At 72.0% G+C, this 19,077-nt stretch carries 12 protein-coding genes and 1 pseudogene; 10 read left to right on the forward strand and 3 right to left on the reverse strand.

What is annotated here, in order from left to right; genetic code table 11:
• The first annotated feature begins 183 nt into the window (after window positions 1-183).
• The 8 genes and pseudogenes from ACFVYR_RS10545 to ACFVYR_RS10580 form a co-directional block, all read left to right on the forward strand.
• Complete coding sequence (locus ACFVYR_RS10545) at window positions 184-1,686, forward strand: gamma-aminobutyraldehyde dehydrogenase (RefSeq protein ID WP_384250126.1); 1,503 nt, start codon at window positions 184-186, stop codon at window positions 1,684-1,686.
• A 54-nt stretch (window positions 1,687-1,740) separates the two neighbouring features.
• On the forward strand, window positions 1,741-2,991 hold the full coding sequence (locus ACFVYR_RS10550; RefSeq protein ID WP_384250130.1) for a spermidine/putrescine ABC transporter substrate-binding protein: 1,251 nt from the start codon (window positions 1,741-1,743) through the stop codon (window positions 2,989-2,991).
• 112 nt (window positions 2,992-3,103) lie between these two features.
• Window positions 3,104-4,264, forward strand: a complete 1,161-nt coding sequence (locus ACFVYR_RS10555; RefSeq protein WP_384250134.1) for an ABC transporter ATP-binding protein — start codon at window positions 3,104-3,106, stop codon at window positions 4,262-4,264.
• Window positions 4,261-5,205 carry an ABC transporter permease gene (locus ACFVYR_RS10560; RefSeq protein ID WP_384250137.1) on the forward strand — a complete coding sequence of 315 codons (945 nt, stop codon included), beginning with the start codon at window positions 4,261-4,263 and terminating at the stop codon, window positions 5,203-5,205. Before ACFVYR_RS10555 ends, ACFVYR_RS10560 begins: the two co-directional genes overlap by 4 nt.
• Window positions 5,205-6,008: an ABC transporter permease gene (locus ACFVYR_RS10565; protein ID WP_384250142.1), complete on the forward strand. Its 804-nt coding sequence runs from the start codon at window positions 5,205-5,207 to the stop codon at window positions 6,006-6,008. Before ACFVYR_RS10560 ends, ACFVYR_RS10565 begins: the two co-directional genes overlap by 1 nt.
• A 31-nt stretch (window positions 6,009-6,039) precedes the next feature.
• Window positions 6,040-7,458, forward strand: coding sequence for an NAD(P)/FAD-dependent oxidoreductase (locus ACFVYR_RS10570; RefSeq protein ID WP_384250146.1), 1,419 nt, complete (start codon window positions 6,040-6,042; stop codon window positions 7,456-7,458).
• 192 nt (window positions 7,459-7,650) lie between these two features.
• The gene (locus ACFVYR_RS10575; protein WP_384250149.1) at window positions 7,651-8,136 is read left to right on the forward strand and encodes a hypothetical protein; all 486 of its coding nucleotides are present in this window, start codon (window positions 7,651-7,653) and stop codon (window positions 8,134-8,136) included.
• Window positions 8,137-8,377: 241 nt separating this feature from the next.
• Window positions 8,378-9,382: pseudogene (locus ACFVYR_RS10580) on the forward strand (chitinase); the annotation flags it as partial.
• Here the strand turns inward: ACFVYR_RS10580 and ACFVYR_RS10585 are convergent.
• Window positions 9,336-10,022 (reverse strand): phosphatase PAP2 family protein, encoded by a 687-nt coding sequence (locus ACFVYR_RS10585; protein ID WP_384250152.1) that lies wholly within the window; start codon window positions 10,020-10,022, stop codon window positions 9,336-9,338. The pseudogene ACFVYR_RS10580 and the gene ACFVYR_RS10585 overlap by 47 nt on opposite strands.
• A gap of 98 nt (window positions 10,023-10,120) precedes the next feature.
• On the reverse strand, window positions 10,121-13,387 hold the full coding sequence (locus tag ACFVYR_RS10590) for an amidohydrolase family protein (RefSeq protein WP_384250155.1): 3,267 nt from the start codon (window positions 13,385-13,387) through the stop codon (window positions 10,121-10,123).
• 87 nt (window positions 13,388-13,474) lie between these two features.
• On the opposite strand from ACFVYR_RS10590, the gene ACFVYR_RS10595 reads away from it, so the two are divergent.
• Window positions 13,475-14,551, forward strand: a complete 1,077-nt coding sequence (locus tag ACFVYR_RS10595; protein ID WP_384250158.1) for an Lrp/AsnC family transcriptional regulator — start codon at window positions 13,475-13,477, stop codon at window positions 14,549-14,551.
• A 516-nt stretch (window positions 14,552-15,067) separates the two neighbouring features.
• Here ACFVYR_RS10595 and gabT read toward each other — a convergent pair.
• Window positions 15,068-16,402, reverse strand: coding sequence for a 4-aminobutyrate--2-oxoglutarate transaminase (gabT, locus tag ACFVYR_RS10600; protein ID WP_384250161.1), 1,335 nt, complete (start codon window positions 16,400-16,402; stop codon window positions 15,068-15,070).
• Between the two features lie 271 nt (window positions 16,403-16,673).
• Here gabT and ACFVYR_RS10605 point away from each other — a divergent pair, with 271 nt between their 5' ends.
• Window positions 16,674-18,827, forward strand: a complete 2,154-nt coding sequence (locus ACFVYR_RS10605) for an ATP-binding protein (protein WP_384250164.1) — start codon at window positions 16,674-16,676, stop codon at window positions 18,825-18,827.
• Window positions 18,828-19,077 lie beyond the last annotated feature (250 nt).

The raw sequence follows: 19,077 nt of genomic DNA on the forward strand, positions 1-19,077 counted from the left end.
TGACACTCCGTCCCTGGTTTTTCGCGTCGACTCGACACTTGGTCGACAGATTCCGTCGCGTAACCAAAAGGCAACAACGGAATCACTTGTTGGGCCACCGGTGCTCTGTCAGGATCGGCACTCAAATCGATCTGGAGCTACGCCGACCCCTGCGCTACGGGGAGGGCGGCGGAGGAGAGCGTCATGCACAACTTCCAGGCGCGGGACCACTTCGCGGACGGCGCGCAGTACATCGCCGGGCGGCTGACCAAGGGGACCTCCGGCAACACCCACGCGGTCGTCGACCCCGCCACGGGCGAGGCGGTCCACTCATACGAGCTCGCGGGAAGAGACGACGTGGACGCCGCCGTCGCCGCCGCCGTCGAGGCCTTTCCCGGCTGGGCGGGCGCCACCCCCGGCGAGCGCTCCGACGCCCTGCACCGCTTCGCGGGCGTCCTTGCCGAGCGCGCCGAGGAGTTCGCGCAGGCCGAGTCGGTGCAGTGCGGCAAGCCGATCAAGCTGAGCCGGGAGTTCGACGTCCCGGGGACCGTCGACAACGCCGCCTTCTTCGCGGGCGCGGCCCGTCATCTGCAGGGCCAGTCGGCCGGTGAGTACAGCGGGGACCACACCTCGTACATCCGGCGCGAGCCCATCGGTGTCGTCGGGTCCATCGCCCCCTGGAACTACCCGCTCCAGATGGCCGCCTGGAAGGTTCTCCCGGCGATCGCGGCGGGCAACACCATCGTCCTGAAGCCCGCCGAGCTGACGCCGTTCACCTCGCTGCTCTTCGCGCGGGCCGCCACCGAGGCAGGCATCCCCGACGGGGTCGTCAACATCGTCACGGGCGCGGGCAAGGACGCCGGCGAGCACCTCGTCGGCCACCCCGACGTCGCCATGACCTCCTTCACCGGGTCCACCGGCGTCGGCAAGCGCGTCGCCGAGATCGCCACCGCCACCGTCAAGCGCCTCCACCTGGAGCTCGGCGGCAAGGCGCCCTTCGTGGTGTTCGACGACGCCGATCTGGAGGCCGCCGTGCACGGCGCGGTCGCCGGCGCGCTCATCAACTCCGGGCAGGACTGCACGGCCGCCACGCGCGCGTACGTGCAGCGTCCGCTCTACGACGCGTTCGTGCAGGGCGTCGCCGACCTCATGGAGACGGTACGGCTCGGCGACCCGTTCGACCCGAACACCGACATGGGGCCGCTCATCTCGCACGTGCACCGCGACCGCGTCGCCGGTTTCGTCGACCGGGCCCGGTCCTACGCGCGCGTGGTCACCGGTGGCGAGGCCCTCGCGCACCCCGGCGCCTACTACAAGCCCACCCTCATCGCCGACGCCGCGCAGGACAGCGAGATCGTGCAGTCCGAGATCTTCGGCCCGGTCCTCGTCGTGCTGCCCTTCGACTCCGACGACGAGGGCATCCGGCTCGCCAACGACACCCCCTACGGGCTCGCCGCATCCGCCTGGAGCCGCGACGTGTTCCGCGCCAACCGCGCGACCCGCGAGATCAAGGCGGGCTGCGTCTGGGTCAACGACCACATCCCGATCCTCAGCGAGATGCCGCACGGCGGCTACAAGGCGTCCGGTTACGGAAAGGACATGTCCGCGTACTCGTTTGAGGAGTACACGCAGGTCAAGCACGTCATGTTCGACAACACCGCGGTGGTCCGCAAGGACTGGCACCGCACGATCTTCGGGGACCGATAGCCGACAGGCCGCACGACCGGCGGCCGCCTTCCTCCCGAAAGGGCAACCACGCGTATGGAGCAGTACGAGCCCGACCGTCCGTCCCCGGCCCAGCTGGCCGCCATGCACCGCAGCCTGCGCTCCGGCAGGGGAGCCCTGACCCGCCGTTCGCTGCTGCGCGGCTCCGCGGGCGGCGCCTTCGCCGTCGGCGGGCTCGGTGCGCTGAGCGCCTGCGGCATCCCCGCGGCGGGCAAGGAGCAGGGCGAGGTCTCCTCCGACGACCACTCGGCCACGGAGAAGCGGATCACCTTCTCCAACTGGACCGAGTACATGGACGTCGACGAGAAGGACGCGAGCAGGCGGCCCACCCTGGAGGCGTTCACCGAGCGCACCGGGATCCAGGTCAAGTACACCGAGGACATCAACGACAACGTCGAGTTCTTCGGCAAGGTCAAGCCGCAGCTCGCCGCGGGCCAGGAGACCGGACGCGACCTCATCTGCGTCACGGACTGGCTCGCGGCCCGGCTGATCCGCTTCGGCTGGGTCCAGAGACTCGACCCGGCCAACCTGCCGCACGCGTACACCAACCTGTCGGCCCAGTTCCGCAACCCGGACTGGGACCCCGGCCGGGCGTACTCGTACCCCTGGACCGGCATCTCGACCGTCATCGCCTACAACAAGAAGGCGACCGGCGGGAGGAAGATCACTTCGGTGTCCGAGCTGCTCGACGACCCGGAGCTGAAGGGGCGCGTCGGCTTCCTCTCCGAGATGCGCGACACCGTCGGCATGACCCTTCTCGACATGGGCAAGGACCCCGCGGACTTCTCCGACGACGACTTCGACGCGGCCATCGCCCGCCTCCAGAAGGCCGTCGACAGGAAGCAGATCCGCCGCTTCACCGGCAACGACTACACCTCCGACCTCGCCAAGGGCGACATGGCCGCGTGCCTGGGCTGGGCCGGTGACATCGTGCAGCTGAAGGCCGACAACCCGGACATCGGCTTCCACGTCCCCGACCGGGGCTACATCACGTCCACGGACAACCTCCTCGTCCCCAACAAGGCGCGGCACAAGTCCAACGCCGAGCGGCTCATCGACTACTACTACGAGCCGGAGCCGGCGGCGCGCCTCGCGGCGTACATCAACTACGTGTGCCCGGTGGACGGTGTGCGGGACGCGCTCGCGAAGATCGACGCGGACGCCGCGTCGAACCCGCTGATCATCCCCGACAAGGAGATGAAGGAGAAGTCGCGGGCGTTCCGGTCGCTCACGTCGAAGGAAGAGACCGCGTACGAACAGAAGTTCGCGCGGCTCAGCGGCGCGTAGCACCGCGCCGGGTGGTGCCCGTTCGTCCGCCGGCCGCATGTGGCTTGTCGCGCAGTTCCCCGCGCCCCTGAAGGGGCGCCCCTGTTGCCCCTCGATTCCCCCTGGACCCACCATGACCTCTGCTCAAGACACCGGCGGCGACGTCCGGCTCACCGGGATCAGCAAGACCTACGGCTCGTTCACCGCCGTGCATCCGCTCGACCTCACCGTGCCGCAGGGCTCGTTCTTCGCGCTGCTCGGCGCGTCCGGCTGCGGCAAGACCACCACGCTCCGCATGATCGCGGGCCTGGAGGAGCCCAGCTCCGGCACGGTCCACCTCGGCGACCAGGACGTGACGGCCCTGCCGCCGTACAAGCGGCCGGTGAACACCGTCTTCCAGTCGTACGCGCTCTTCCCGCACCTGGACATCTTCGAGAACGTCGCCTTCGGCCTGCGCCGCCGCGGCATCAAGTCGGTGAAGACGCAGGTCGGTGACATGCTCGACCTGGTCCAGCTCGGCGAGCAGGCCCGCAAGAAGCCCCACCAGCTCTCCGGCGGCCAGCAGCAGCGCGTCGCCGTCGCCCGCGCCCTCATCAACCACCCCAAGGTGCTCCTCCTCGACGAACCCCTCGGCGCCCTCGACCTCAAGCTGCGCCGCCAGATGCAGCTGGAGCTCAAGCGCATCCAGACCGAGGTCGGCATCACCTTCGTGCACGTCACGCACGACCAGGAGGAGGCCATGACGATGGCCGACCGCGTGGCCGTGATGAACGGCGGCCGCGTCGAGCAGCTCGGCGCCCCCGCCGACCTCTACGAGAACCCGCGCACCACGTTCGTCGCCAACTTCCTCGGCACCTCCAACTTCATCGAGGCGGAGATCGGCGCGAAGAACGGCGACGACCTGACCGTCAAGGCGGGCGACTGCGAGCTGACGCTGCCCACCGCCCGATGTAGTGGCCCCACCGTCACCGGCGCCAAGCTCCTGGTCGGCGTACGGCCCGAGAAGATCTCCCTCACGCACGCCGACGACGCGGGGCGCGTCCCCGAGGGCCGCAACCGCATCACGGGCCGCATCGCCGACAGCAGTTTCATCGGCGTCTGTACGCAGTACGTCGTCCGCAGCCCCGTCTGCCCCTCCTTCGAGGTGTACGCGCAGAACATCGAGCGCGACCTGCGCCTCACCCCCGGCGCCGAGGTCGTCCTGCACTGGAACCCCGCGCACACCTTCGGCCTTGACGCCGCACAGGACGTCGAGGCGGGCGTCGAGAAGGTCGAGGAGGAAGCCTCCGCATGACCACCGTGACCGATGCGCCGCCCCCGGCCCCCGGGGCCGCCCCCGAGGACGGCACCGCGCCCCCGCGCAAGCTCCGCAAGCGCGGCCGGCTCGTCCCCTACTGGCTGCTGCTCCCCGGCATCCTCTGGCTGATCGTCTTCTTCGCGCTGCCGCTGGTCTACCAGGCGTCGACCTCCGTACAGACCGGCTCGCTCGAAGAGGGCTTCAAGGTCACCTGGCACTTCGCCACCTACTGGGACGCCCTCACCGACTACTGGCCGCAGTTCCTGCGCTCGGTGCTCTACGCGGGCGCCGCCACGGTCCTGTGCCTGCTGCTCGGCTACCCGCTCGCCTACCTCATCGCGTTCCGCGCGGGCCGCTGGCGCAACATCATCCTCGTCCTGGTCATCGCGCCGTTCTTCACCAGCTTCCTCATCCGTACGCTGGCGTGGAAGACGATCCTCGCGGACGGCGGCCCCGTCGTGGGCGCCCTCAACTCCCTGCACGTCCTGGACGTCACCAGCTGGCTGGGCGTCACCTCGGGCGACCGGGTCCTCGCCACGCCGCTCGCGGTGATCTGCGGACTCACGTACAACTTCCTGCCGTTCATGATCCTGCCGCTCTACACCTCGCTCGAACGCATCGACGGACGGCTGCACGAGGCAGCGGGCGACCTGTACGCCAGGCCGTCCACGACCTTCCGCAAGGTGACCTTCCCGCTCTCCATGCCGGGCGTCGTCTCCGGCACCCTGCTCACCTTCATCCCGGCGGCCGGCGACTACGTGAACGCGGACCTCCTCGGATCCACCGACACCCGCATGGTCGGAAACGTCATCCAGACGCAGTTCCTGCGCATTCTGGATTACCCGACGGCCGCCGCGCTCTCCTTCATCCTCATGGCCGCCATCCTCTTCATGGTGACCTTCTACATCCGCAAGTCAGGGACGGAGGATCTCGTCTGATGGCCGCCTTCTTCCGCTGGCTGCGCCGCAATGCCGTCGTCATCGCGGGCCTGCTGACACTCGCGTATCTGCTGCTCCCCAACGTCGTCGTGACGGTGTTCTCCTTCAACAGGCCGAAGGGGCGCTTCAATTACTCCTGGCAGGAATTCTCGCTCGACGCGTGGCGGAATCCGTGCGGCGTCGCCGACATGTGCGGGTCCCTCTCGCTGAGCCTGCAGATCGCGACCTGGGCGACGATCGGCGCGACCGTGCTCGGCACGATGATCGCCTTCGCGCTGGTGCGCTACCGCTTCCGGGCGCGCGGCGCGATCAACTCGCTGATCTTCCTGCCGATGGCGATGCCCGAGGTCGTCATGGCCGCCTCGCTGCTCACGCTCTTCCTCAACATGGGCGCGCAGCTCGGCTTCTGGACGGTCCTCATCGCCCACATCATGTTCTGCCTCAGCTTCGTGGTGACCGCCGTCAAGGCGCGCGTCATGTCGATGGACCCACGGCTCGAACAGGCCGCGCAGGACCTCTACGCGGGTCCCGTGCAGACGTTCCTGAGAGTCACCCTTCCGATCGCCGCGCCCGGTATCGCGGCGGGCGCGCTGCTCGCCTTCGCGCTCTCCTTCGACGATTTCATCATCACGAATTTCAACGCGGGCTCGACTGTGACGTTCCCCATGTTCGTCTGGGGATCCGCGCAGCGGGGTACGCCCGTTCAGATCAATGTGATCGGTACGGCGATGTTCCTCGTGGCCGTGCTGCTCGTGCTCGCCGGAATGCTGATCGGCAAGCGCCGCAACAAGCAAGCGAACTGACGCTCTTCCCTTTTCTGAAGGAGTGGAAATCATGGCCCCTCGCGCCATGACCCGTTTCACCGAGTCCCTCTCCGACGCCCGGCCCGTCCCGCACTGGCTGGACGACCCCGGCAGGCCCGCCCCCGAGCCCGCCCTCACCGGCGACGACCGGTGCGACCTGCTCGTGGTCGGCGGCGGGTACAGCGGACTGTGGACCGCCCTGATCGCCAAGGAGCGGGACCCGGGGCGCGACGTCGTCCTCGTCGAGGGCCGCGAGGCGGGCTGGGCCGCCTCCGGCCGCAACGGCGGCTTCTGCGCCGCCTCCCTCACGCATGGCATCTCCAACGGGCTGTCCCGCTGGCCCGGCGAGATCGAGAAGCTGGAGGAGCTCGGCGCCCGCAACCTCGACGAGATCGAGGCGGCCGTCAAGCGCTACTCCATCGACTGCGACTTCGAGCGCACCGGTGAGATCGACGTCGCCACCGAGCCCCACCAGCTGGCCGAACTGCACGAGATGTACGCGGAGATGGCGGAGCACGGTCTGGCGGGGGGCTCCGAACTGCTCGACGCGGACGCCCTGCGCGAGCACGTCGACTCGCCGACCTTCCTCGGCGGCCTCTGGGACCGCGACGGCGTCGCCATGCTGAACCCGGCGAAGCTCGCGTGGGGCCTCAAGCGGGCGTGCCTGGCGAAGGGCGTACGCGTCCACGAGCACACGCCCGCGCTTGAGCTGGCCTCCGCCGGCGCCGGGATGGCGGTCCGCACCCCCTACGGGAGGGTCTTCGCCCGGCAGGTCGCGCTCGCCACGAACATCTTCCCCTCGCTGGTCAAGCGTCTGCGCGCCTACACCGTCCCGGTCTACGACTACGCGCTGATGACGGAGCCGCTGAGCGAGGAGCGGCTGGCGGCGATCGGCTGGAAGAACCGCCAGGGCCTCGGCGACAGCGCCAACCAGTTCCACTACTTCCGGCTCTCCGCCGACAACCGCATCCTGTGGGGCGGCTACGACGCGATCTACCCGTTCGGCGGCAAGGTGCGTGCCGAGTACGACCACCGCCCCGAGACGTACGCGAAGCTGGCCGAGCACTTCTTCACCTGCTTCCCGCAGCTGGAGGGCGTCCGCTTCACCCACGCGTGGGGCGGCGCGATCGACACGTGCTCGCGGTTCTCGGCGTTCTTCGGCACCGCCCACAAGGGCCGCGTCGCCTACGCGGCCGGGTACACGGGCCTCGGTGTCGGGGCCACCCGGTTCGGCGCCGACGTGATGCTGGACCTGCTCTCCGGCGAGCGTACGGAGCGTACGGATCTGGAGATGGTCCGCACGAAACCGCTGCCGTTCCCGCCCGAGCCGTTCGCGTGGACCGGCGTCGCGCTGACCAAGTGGTCCCTGGCGCGGTCCGACGCCAACGGCGGCAAGCGGAACCTCTGGCTCAAGACGATGGACAGACTGGGCCTCGGCTTCGACAGCTGACGGTACGGAGGTGCACTTCGCTGCCTCTTCGAGGTGCCGCTGAGCGGGGCGTGATCAACCGGCGCACGCCCCGCCCGCCCCGTGCGCCTCCTCACGCCACCAACTGGTGGCCGTAACCCGCGTAATGCTCCGCCCCAGGACCTCTCTCCCCTGTGAACGCACTGTTGTCGTACAGAAGAGAGAGGTCCTGCCATGACCGGCACGCGTGGCTCAGGTGGCTCAGGCGGCAGGGGGGCGAAGGCGGCGGTCGCCTGGCTGGCGTCGGTGGCGCCCGACCCCGACGCCTGCCGCAGGGAGTGGGAGCGCAACCCCTTCGGGATCACGCTCCTGCCCGCCGGGCAGCGCTGGGACGTGCTGATCCTGCCCGAAGGACTCGGCTATCCGACGCTCGACGTGCTGACCCGCTGCGTCGACCACCCTGGCCCCGTGCTCGCCGGTTTCGGCGATGAGCGCATGGGGTTCTTCGTGCCGCCGGGCACGGTGTCCCACTGGCTCGGCACGGGCGTACGCGGCGCGGGCAGCGGCACCTGGATCGTCGTGCCCTACCCCGGCCGGGCCACGGGCGGCATCCGCTGGCTGGTCCCGCCGGACGGCTCGGGGACGCTGACGGACCCGGTGCTGCTCGAACTCGCGATGCACGAGGCGGCGGCGCGGCTCGCCCGGGAGGGAGAGGCGTGAGCTGCCGGAACCCTTGACAACTCTATTGGTCTGGACCAAGTTGTGCGCGACCCGCCCTCCAACCTCCCCATGCCCGGAGGCAGTTGTGGACCGCTCCGTCTTGCCCCGAACCGCCCGCCCGAGCCGCGTCGGACGCCTGACCGGGGTCGCCGTCGCGGCCTGCGCGCTCGCCGCGTCCGGGCTGCTCTCGCCCGGCGCGACGGCGGCGCCCGGACCGACGGCGACCGCCGCCCCCGCCGGTCACACCCTCGTCGGCTACCTGCACACCAGCTTCGCCAACGGCTCCGGCTACACCCGCCTCGCCGACACCCCCGACAGCTGGGACATCATCGACCTCGCCTTCGGCGAACCGACCTCCACGACCTCGGGCGACATCCGCTTCGGCCTCTGCCCGAAGAGCGAGTGCCCGAACGTGGAGACCAAGGACGAGTTCAAGGCCGCCGTCAAGGCGAAGCAGGCGGCGGGCAAGAAGGTCCTGATATCCATCGGCGGCCAGAACGGCCAGGTCCGGCTCACCACCACCCAGGCCCGCGACACCTTCGTGGCGTCGGTCTCCGCGATCATCGACACCTACGGCCTCGACGGCCTCGACATCGACTTCGAGGGCCACTCGCTCTCTCTGAACGCGGACGACACGGACTTCAAGCACCCGAAGACCCCGACGATCGTCAACCTCATCTCGGCGGTGAAGACGCTCAAGGCCAAGTACGGGCCCGGCTTCACGCTCACCATGGCGCCCGAGACCTTCTTCGTGCAGCTCGGGTACCAGTTCTACGGCACCGGGAAGTGGGGCGGCCAGGACCCGCGCGCGGGCGCGTACCTCCCGGTCATCCACGCCCTGCGCGACGACCTGACGCTGCTGCACGTCCAGGATTACAACTCGGGGCCGATCACGGGCCTGGACAACCAGTACCACTCGATGGGCGGCGCGGACTTCCACATCGCCATGACCGACATGCTGCTCACCGGCTTCCCCGTGGCGGGCGACAAGAACAACGTCTTCCCGCCCCTGCCGCCCCAGAAGGTTGCCATCGGCATGCCGGCCTCCGTCAACGCGGGCAACGGCCATGTGCCGACGGGCGAGGTCGACAAGGCCCTGGACTGCCTGACCAAGGGCAGCAACTGCGGTACGTACAAGCCACACGGGACCTGGCCGGACCTGCGCGGCCTGATGACCTGGTCGATCAACTGGGATCGCTTCAACAGCTGGGAGTTCTCGAAGAACTTCGACGCGTACTTCGGCTGATCACCGCCGACATCGCGTGCAACAGCGCCACGGCCAGGCACCAGGCGGCCACCACGTCCAGCGGCCAGTGGTAGCCGCGCCGCACGAGGCCGAAGCCGACCGCGACGTTCAGGAGGCAGCAGCCGATGACCAGTTCGCGGCGGCCGTACGCGCCGCGCAGCGACGGCAGCAGAAGCAGGAGCGCCGCGCCGTAGGCGACCGCGGCGGTCGCCGCGTGGCCCGAGGGGAAGAAGCCGTCGTGCCCGGACATGCCGGGCGGGCCCGGGCGGTCGATCAGCGCCTTCAGCGGAGCCACGAGCGCGGGCACCCCCGCCATGGCGCCGAGCGCGGCGGCCCCGGGCACCCACCAGCGGTACGCGCCCACCCGCCGGGCGCGCCAGGCGGTGTACGCGAGGACGGCGAGCAGGACCGGCACGGCGACCGTGGCGTTCCCGAGGTCGGCGAGGAACTCCGCGGCGCGGTCCGGCAGGCGGCTCCCGGTGAGGGCACCCGCCGCACGTTCGTCGGCGCGGCGCAGCGGCCCGCCGACGACGACCTGCCAGGCGAGGAGCGCGAAGAGAAGCGCGCACAGGGAGAGGGAGAGAGGGAGGGAGAGGGCGGGGGGAGCCGGCCGCCGTGGCGCGGGCGGGGAGACAGACATGTCCCCAGCCTGGCAGGGATGATCGCCCGGGGCGCGGGAGCCCCACCAAAAGCTCCGGTGAGAGTCCCGCACCACCCCGTCACACGGGCCGGAAGGCCTCAGTGCCCATGCTCGCAGCAGCGGTTGCGCAGCTGCTTGCCCGTCCGGGCCCAGTGCGCCCGGTCCTTCGCCGCGACCGGCACCGCGGGGACGGAAGCGACCAGGTCCCGCTGCTCGTACGGCACTCCGCCCCGCATGACCGACACCGTCCGCACCAGCGAGTCGAAGTCGGTGAAGGGGTCTCCGTCGATGACCGCGAGGTCGGCGAGCTTGCCCACCTCCAGCGTGCCGAGGTCGCGGTCGAGGCCGAAGATCCGCGCGGGCGCGGCCGTCGCCGTGCGCAGCGTATCGGAGACCGTCAGGCCGCCGCGCCGCAGGGCGCGCAGCGCGATGTGGACGCCGAGACCGGTCGGGATGCCGGGCGAGTCCGTGCCGACGGCGATCAGTCCGCCGGCGGCCGAGATCCTGCGGTAGATGTCGATCTCCCGCGTGAGCGTGGCCAGTTGGGCCTCCGTGGGCGGCTGCGCGGCGAGGCTCTGGACCTGGGAGGTCTCCCACGGCGGCATCAGCCGGGTGACCCGCTCGTCCTCGGCGAGGCCGGGCGCCGCGCCGATCAGCGGCGCGGCCGAGAACGGCGTGGCGACCAGGTGGAAGTCGCCCGTGGCCGTGTAGATCTCCGTCACGTCCTGGTAGGCGAGCTCGCCCGCGGACGTCGCGTGGCCGAACTCGGCGCGCTGGGTCGCCTGCAGGTGCGTCGTCAGGTCCTGGCCGAGCTGGATGCCGGGGGAGAGGTTGTGGCTGCCGCAGCGCACGCCCAGCTGCTCGTGCGCGAAGCGGGCGGCCTCCTCCATCACCCAGCCCGGCGCCCGGACGTAGGTCTTGACGAAGTCCCAGTCGAGGGCCTTGCCCCGGGAGAGGGTCAGGCGCAGGCCCTCGCGGGTGGCGTGGACGCGGTTGTCCCACGCGACGCGCGAGCCGTCAAGGACCTCGCTCGCGGTCACGAGGCGGGGACCGGCCAGCTCCCCGGCGGCGGTGGCCTCGCGGAGCCTCGCCCCCTCGTAACCTGCACCGCCCATCGACATGGCGCTCGTGACGCCGTAGGAGAGGAACAGGGCGGCCTGCCTGCCACCGTAGAGGTTGGGCTGGGGGTGCATGTGCGCGTCCCACAGGCCGGGGATCACGGTCTGCCCGGACGCGTCGATACGGCGGCCCGCCGTGCGGCCGGACCGGTGCGGCCCGACGGCGGTGACGCGGCCGCCGCGAATGGTGATGTCGACGTCCTCGCGGACCGACGCGTCGTCGCCGCTGCCGTCCCAGAAGCGGCCGGCGTGGATGACGGTGTCCTCGGGGGCGGGACGCCGGTGCTCCAGCGGCAGGCTGACCGTGCGGACGCTGCCGTCGGCGACGGTGAGGAGCCGGAGCCTGCCCGCCGAGAGGTACAGGACGTGGCTGCCGTCGCCCGACCAGGTCGGGTGGTCGGCGGCCTCGCCGGGGAAGGTGCGGGGCTTGCCGTCGGGAGTGCCGTCGGCGCGCACCGGAAGGAGCCACAGCGCGGACTCGACGACGACGGCCATGTACCGGCCGTCGGGGGACCAGACGGGGCCGTTGCTGGTGCGGTCGGAGATGGAGGCGTGCGGCGCCACGGCGTGGGTGGCGGCGGAGCCGTCGGTGGTGTCGATGATCCGGATGAGGTTGTAGCCCTCGCGGAACCGCTGGTTGACGCGGCCCCGGAAGCTGACGGCGACGTAGCGTCCGTCGGGGGACCAGCTGGGCCGGCCGGAGAGCTCACCGCCCGGCGGACTGGCCGCGAGCACCTTCTCCTTCCCGGTGCGCAGATCCTTGAGCATCAGGTTCGTCGCGAGGTCGAAGGAGGCGAGGCGGCCGCCGTCGGGCGAGAGCACCGGCTGGATGCGGCCGCCGGAGGCGAGCACCGTCTCCTCGCCGCTGTCCAGCTCCCGTCTGCGGACGGCGGGCACGCCGTCGCGGTCGTCGGAGTACAGCAGTGCCTTGCCGTCGGGCGTCCACGCGGCCGCGTAGAGGTACCCGGTCGCCTTGGCCCGCGTCACCCGGCGCGGCGCCCTGCCGCCCGAGACGCCGCCGACCCAGAGGGAGTTGAGGGCGGTGAAGGCGACCTGCTTGCCGTCGGGGGAGAGCACGGGCAGGTCGAAGGCGCGCACCGGGCGGCTCGCGGTGCCGTCCAGGTCGAACGACTTGAGCCGGTAGCCGGGGCGTTCCACGGGCAGCGGCGCCGTGAAGGGGATGTTCTCGCGCCGCGCGGGATCGTCGGGCCGTACGACGGTGAAGTGGCCGTCCACCGTCAGGAGCAGCTCCTTGGAGGAGACCCAGCGGGGCGGCACGGGCCCGATGTCGCCGCCCACCGCCACCGGCTCGCCGCCCACGACGAGGGCGCATCCGGCGTTCGGCGCGGGGGTCGTGCGCAGGTAGGCCAGCGTGCCGTCCGGGGAGACGGCGGGGGTGAGGACCTGGGCGGTGCTGGTGTCGGTGTGCTCCACGGTGACGGCGCCGCCGCCGTCGGCCGCCACCGACGCGATGATGCGGGCGTCGAGCGCCCCCGACGCCACCGCGGCGCGGACGAACAGCACCCGCTTGCCGTCCGGCGACCAGACCGGGTCGAAGTCCTCCCAGGCGCCGTCCTGCACGGGCCCCGACTGGTCCGGCCGCCCGGTCAGCCGGGTCAGCTCGCCGGTCGCCGGCTCAAGCACCCAGATGCGGAAGGGGGCGCCCGCCACCGGGTCGCCGCCGCGCTCGGAGGAGAAGGCGATCCGCTTGCCGTCCGGGGACCAGGCGGGGCCGCGGTCGTCCCACGGGCCCTCGGTGCGTTGGGTCAGCCCGGAGCCGTCCGGCTTCAGCGTCCAGATGTGGTAGTTGCCCGAGCGGAACGCGCTGACGGCGATCAGCCGGCCGTCGGGGGAGTGCACCGGACGCGTCGGTTCCAGGTCCGCGGGGGTGAGCGGCACGGCCTCGCCGCCCGCACGCGGCAGGGACCACAGCACGCCCTGCACCTCGGCGATCAGCCGGTCCCCGGCGAGCGACGCGGCTCCGTTGGTGGCGGCGGTGAAGCGCAGCGACGTCGCGCCCGCCGCCGTCGTCGCTGCGGTGGAGGCCGCAGCGTGGGCGGAGCCGGCGCCGACTCCTGTGAGCGCGCCCGTCGTGGCCACGGCTCCGACCGCCGTCGTCGTCCGAAGGAAGCGGCGGCGCGATATCTGAGGCTTGGACAACTGATTCTCCCCGTAAGCCTGTTGAATCCCGTGAGGGTCTTCCGCGGGGGTCACCCCTGGCGGGCGACCACGCGTCGCGATCTTCATGCAGCCGCAGGGCGACGAGGAGGGCTGTGCAGGATCCGGACGAAAATGACCTCCGTCGTGCAGGACCGGGGCGTTATACAGGGAGTTGTGAGAACCGATTCGTCGACGGGGGCCGAGGGCGAGTCGCTCGTACCGGATTCGCGGGTGGACCGCCTCGACCGGCAGATCGTCAACGCCCTGCAGATCGAGCCGAGGGCGTCATGGAGCAAGGTCGGAGCGGTGCTCGGGGTGGACGCCGTCACCGCCGCGCGCCGGTGGAACCGGCTGCGGGCGGCAGGCCTGGCCTGGGTCACGGCCCACGCGTCGGGGGCCGGCGCCGCACGCCTCGCCATCGTGGAGGTGGAGTGCGCGGGCCACCCCCTTGAGGTGGCCGGGACGCTCGTGCACGACCCGGAGTGTCTGACGCTCGACATCACGTCCGGCGGGCGCGACCTGCTGATCGGCGTGGGCGTGGCCGACGAGGCGGCGCTCGCCGACTACGTGCTGCGGCGTCTCGGCGCGGGGCCGCAGGTCAGGGCCGTGCGGACGCAGATCGTCGCCTCGTTCGTCAAGGAATCGGTCGACTGGCGGCTCGGGGAGCTCGGCCCTGAGCAGCTCGGGCGGTTCACCGCCCAGGGAGCCAGGGGCGATCCGCCCGGTTCGCGGGCGCCGACGGAGCCGGGCCCCGCGGCGCTGACGGAGCTGGATCGCGAGGTACTCGCCGTCCTCGGCGAGGACGGACGCACGCCCGCCACCGAGATCGCGGCCCGTACGGGCGTTCCCGTACGGCGGGTGCGTGACGTGGTGCACCGCCTCCTCACCCGGCACCGGGTGGTCCTGTGGACGGACGTCTCCCGCGCGATGACCGGGCGGTCCGTGCAGGCCTGGTACTTCATCCGGGTCTCGGCCCGGCGGCTCGCGGGGGTCGCCGCGCAGCTGGCCCGCCTCGAGGAGGCCCGCCTGGTGGTCTCCACGATCGGCACGTACAACCTGGTGGTCTGCGTCTGGATGCGGGACCTGACCGAGGTCACCCGCCTGGAGGCGCAGATCGAGGACGGTCTCGACGGCGTACGGATCGTGGACCGCTGCGTCACGCTGCGGACGGTGAAGCGGGCGGGGAACCTGCTCGACGCCCGGGGCCGGACGGCGGGACCCGCGGCCGGTGCTGAGCGGGACGCGTGGTGAACATGCCGAAGGGCCGGCGCAGGGGGGGAGCGCGCCGGCCCTTCGGTGGCCGACCGGCCCGGCCTGTCCGAGCCGGCCTGCTGACGCGGGTCCGTCGGGTGAGGCGCCGAGGCGGCCTTCCGGATCGGTGGCCCGCACGCCCCGGGGGGTGTGGGGCGGGCGGCCGTCCGATCGGTGAGGAGTTCCGGAGCCGGGGCTCCGGGTGTGTGCGCGAGGGCACGGCCAGGACGGGGCTGGGGAGGCTCCGCCATGGCGTCGCCCACAGTCCCCTGTGGGCGGTTCTTCTCAACTGCGGAAACCGTACGGCAGGTGATTGCGGGCCGACAGGCGGAACGGCAACCCGTCATGGGGCCCGCACACGTTCTTCACACGCTCCGACGGTCGCTGTCGGACGCGGCGCCGCCACGGAGCGGATGCCCGCATGCCAGGACGGTCCACCGCAGCACGGAGGCCCGCACGGAAGGAGATCCGCACGGGCCTCGCACATCGGGTCGACGGGACCCGGCGCCGGGACGCTCAGATGCCGGCGAAGGCGCCCTCGATGATGTCCAGGCCCTCGTTGAGCAGGTCGTCGCCGATGACGAGCGGCGGCAGGAAGCGCAGGACGTTGCCGTAGGTGCCGCAGGTCAGCACGAGCAGACCCGCCGCGTGGCAGGCCTTGGCCAGGGCGGCGGTCGCCTCCGGGTTGGGCTCCTTGGTCGTACGGTCCTTGACGAGCTCGATGGCGATCATCGCGCCGCGGCCGCGGATGTCGCCGATGACGTCGAACTTCTCGGCCATGGCGGCGAGGCGGGCCTTCATGGTGGCCTCGATGTTCTTCGCCTTGGCGTTGAGGTCGAGCTCCTTCATGGTCTCGATGGCGCCGAGCGCACCGGCGCAGGCCACCGGGTTGCCGCCGTAGGTGCCGCCGAGGCCGCCCGAGTGCGGGGCGTCCATGATCTCGGCGCGGCCCGTGACGGCGGCGAGCGGCAGGCCGCCCGCGATGCCCTTGGCCGTCGTGATCAGGTCGGGGACGATGCCCTCGTCCTCGCAGGCGAACCACTGGCCGGTGCGGCAGAAGCCGGACTGGATCTCGTCCGCGACGAAGACGATGCCGTTGTCGTTCGCGAACCTGACGATCTCCGGCAGGAAGCCCTTCGCGGGCTCGATGAAGCCGCCCTCGCCGAGCACCGGCTCGATGATGATCGCGGCGACGTTCTCGGCACCGACCTGCTTGTTGATCATGTCGATGGCCTGCTGGGCCGCCTCGGGCCCGGCGTTCTCGGCACCGGTCGGCCAGCGGTAGCCGTAGGCGACGGGGACGCGGTAGACCTCGGGCGCGAACGGGCCGAAGCCGTGCTTGTACGGCATGTTCTTGGCGGTCAGCGCCATCGTGAGGTTGGTGCGGCCGTGGTAGCCGTGGTCGAAGACGACGACGGCCTGGCGCTTGGTGTACGCGCGGGCGATCTTGACGGCGTTCTCGACGGCCTCGGCACCGGAGTTGAACAGCGCCGACTTCTTCTCGTGGTCACCCGGCGTGAGCTCCGCGAGCGCCTCGGCGACGGCGACGTAGCCCTCGTACGGCGTGACCATGAAACAGGTGTGGGTGAACTCCTCCAGCTGCGCGGACGCCCGGCGCACCACGGCCTCGGCGGAGGCGCCCACGGAGGTCACGGCGATGCCGGAGCCGAAGTCGATCAGGCGGTTGCCGTCGACGTCCTCGATGATGCCGCCGCCCGCGCGGGCCGTGAAGACGGGCAGCACGGAGCCCACGCCACCGGCGACCACGGCGGTACGGCGGGCCTGCAGCTCCTGCGACTTCGGGCCGGGAATGGCGGTGACGACGCGGCGCTCCTGCGGAAGGGCAGTCATGAGGGGCTCCTGGGGGGTGGGGCGACGATACGGACGCGCTACTGCTTTCTTCGCAGGTTAGGGGCGGGGGCGGGGGGCGGGCATGCTCCATGGGGGAGTCGTTGGGCGGGGCGGTTGTCCGTGGTGGACATAGCGGGGGCGGGTCCCGCGCGGCCCGCGTGGTTCCGGATCGCCGCGGGCCCGGGCGCGTATCCGGTGAACTCCCCCCGCAGGGGCACTAGATTGACCCGCGAACCAATAGATCGGCTGGTCAGGTCAGGGGGCTAGGGGCATGGACTCCGACGGCACGCACGACGCTCGCGGCACACACGCCGCACCGGTGCCGCGCCCGGCGGCTCCTCCGCACGGACCCGCGGCACCGCGCCCCGGGGCGGGGGCTCCCGGGCTGCCGCCCCGGCCCGTGCAGGCTCCCGGGGCCCCGCCGCTGCCCGAGGGGGCCGCCTTCCTCGCCTGGCTGCGGGCGCCGCGGCCCCCCGCCCCGCCCGGTGTCTGGCGGTTCGCGCACAAGCCGCGGCCCGAGCAGGAGCCCGAGCTCATCCCGGCCCGGCAGCTGCTGAGCGGGGCCCTGATCGCCTTCCTGGTGGGATGGCTCCTCTGGTCCCTGCTCTGGAACGGGTACCTGGGCGGCTGGTGGGTGCTGCCGCTCGAACTGTTCCTGCCCGACGCCTGGATCTACACCGGCGACCGGATCGGCAACGCGGTCGTCTGGTACGGCTACTACACCGTCATCGTGGTCGGCATCATGATCGGCGTCGGCCGGATCGGCCGCTGGGGCGAGGTCTGGCGCCGCTTCGTCGCCCCCCGCCTGCGCCGCCCCGACGCGCCCCCGCCGCCGCCCGCCCCCGAGGAGGACCCGGCCCGCTGGCCGCAGCTGCGGGCCGCGGGCGCCGACGCCGCCGCCGACCGGCTCGCCGCCGACGCGCGGGCCGGACTGATGCGGGACGTCGACCACGCAAGGATCGCGCGGGCCTGGCGGTCCGTGCGGGCCGGCCGCAGCCCGCTCGCCGCCTTCAGCGACGCCGTCGTACGGGACGGGGCAGGCGCCTGCCCGCATCCCTCGGGCGACCGTGACCTGCCCCAGCGCGCCGCCCGCCACGACCTGGCCACGGCGCAGGTGCGCCTCGGGACGACGGCCGACGACCCCCGCAACCCCTACGCCTACCGGGGCACCGGGCTCGCGCTCGGACCCGACCTGCTCGGCACCTCGCTGGTCGCCGTCGGGCCCGGCGGGTCCGGCAAGACCGCCCGCGTGGTGTGGCCGCTGGCCGAGTCGCTGTGCCTGGGGGCCCTCGCCGGGCGGGCCGCCGTGGTCGTCGTCGGCGCCGCGGGCGCGGGGCTCGGGCCCGCCGAGGACTACGACGTGGTGGTACGCGTCGGACACCCCGACTCCGAGTACGACCTCGACCTGTACGGCGGCACCGACGACCCGGACGAGGCCGCGGCCGTACTCGCCGAGGCCCTCGTCGGTGACCTCGTCGACCCGCACCCCAGCGGCGACAGCCGCCGCTCCACGACCTGCCTCGCCCAGCTCCTCGGCCCCTGGCTCGCCGTCCACCGGCGCTTCCCCTCCGTGCCGGAGCTGCGCGCCCTGCTCGACGGCTCGCCCGGCCCCCTCGGCGCGCTGCGCAAGGCGCTTCAGCAGTCCGGCCATGACGCCATGATCCGTGAACTCGACGCCCGCGAGCGCCAGTTGGGGCACCCAGGCGACCCCGGCGCGGTCCTCGCCGACCGCATCGCGCTGCTCGACCGCCCCGCCTTCGCCGCCTTCTTCGACACCTCGGGCCGCAGCACCCCGTTCTCGCTGCGGGCCCTCGACCACCCCGTCCGGGTCCGCATCGACCTCCCCGAGCGCGGCCACGCCGACGCCTCACGGATCCTGGCCCGCCTCGTCCTCGCCCAGTTCACCGCGAGCGCCGCCGCCCGCGAGGACCGCTCGCTCTTCGCCTGCCTGGTCCTGGACGACGCGTCCGGCACGGTCACCCCGGAGTCCGTACGCCGCATCCAGCGCCTGCGGTCCGCCAACGCGGGCGTCGTCATGACCCTGCGTACGCTCGACGACGTACCCCGTCCGCTGCGCACCCCGCTGCTCGGCGCGACCGGCTGCCGCATGGCGCTCTCCGGGCTCACCCCGTGGGACGGCCAGGACTTCGCGGAGGTCTGGGGCAAGGAGTGGACAGAGGCACGCGATGTCACCGACCGGCAGATCATCGCCGAGACCCCACTGGGCAAGACCGTGCACATACTGCGCCGGGTCATCACCGGCAACGCCCCGACGGCCCGCGCCGTCACCGTCCGCCAGGTCGAGCGCGAGCGCTGGTCCGCGTCCGAGCTGGCGCACGGGGTGCCGCCGGGGCACGCCGTGCTCTCGCTGACCGACGTACGGGGGGAGTACGCGCCCCCACTCCTCGTGGACCTGCGGGCCTGAAGCGCCGGGGACGGGGCACCCGGACGGCCCAGCGCGGGCGGGTTCCCGGCTCGTGGGGACGACGTGTTCGGTCCCGGGCGCACCGTACGGTGAGGCAGAATCGACACAGGTCGTTCATACGGACCGGCCAAAAGATCACACGCGAGGACCGAATCGTGAAGACGGACGTCACGACGACCGACATCGCGCGGATCCACACCCCGGCGCCCGACCCCCGGGGCCGGACAACCCGCCCGCCCCACCTGCCGCA

The sequence above is a fragment of the Streptomyces sp. NPDC058284 genome (assembly GCF_042881135.1).
Lineage (GTDB): Bacteria > Actinomycetota > Actinomycetes > Streptomycetales > Streptomycetaceae > Streptomyces.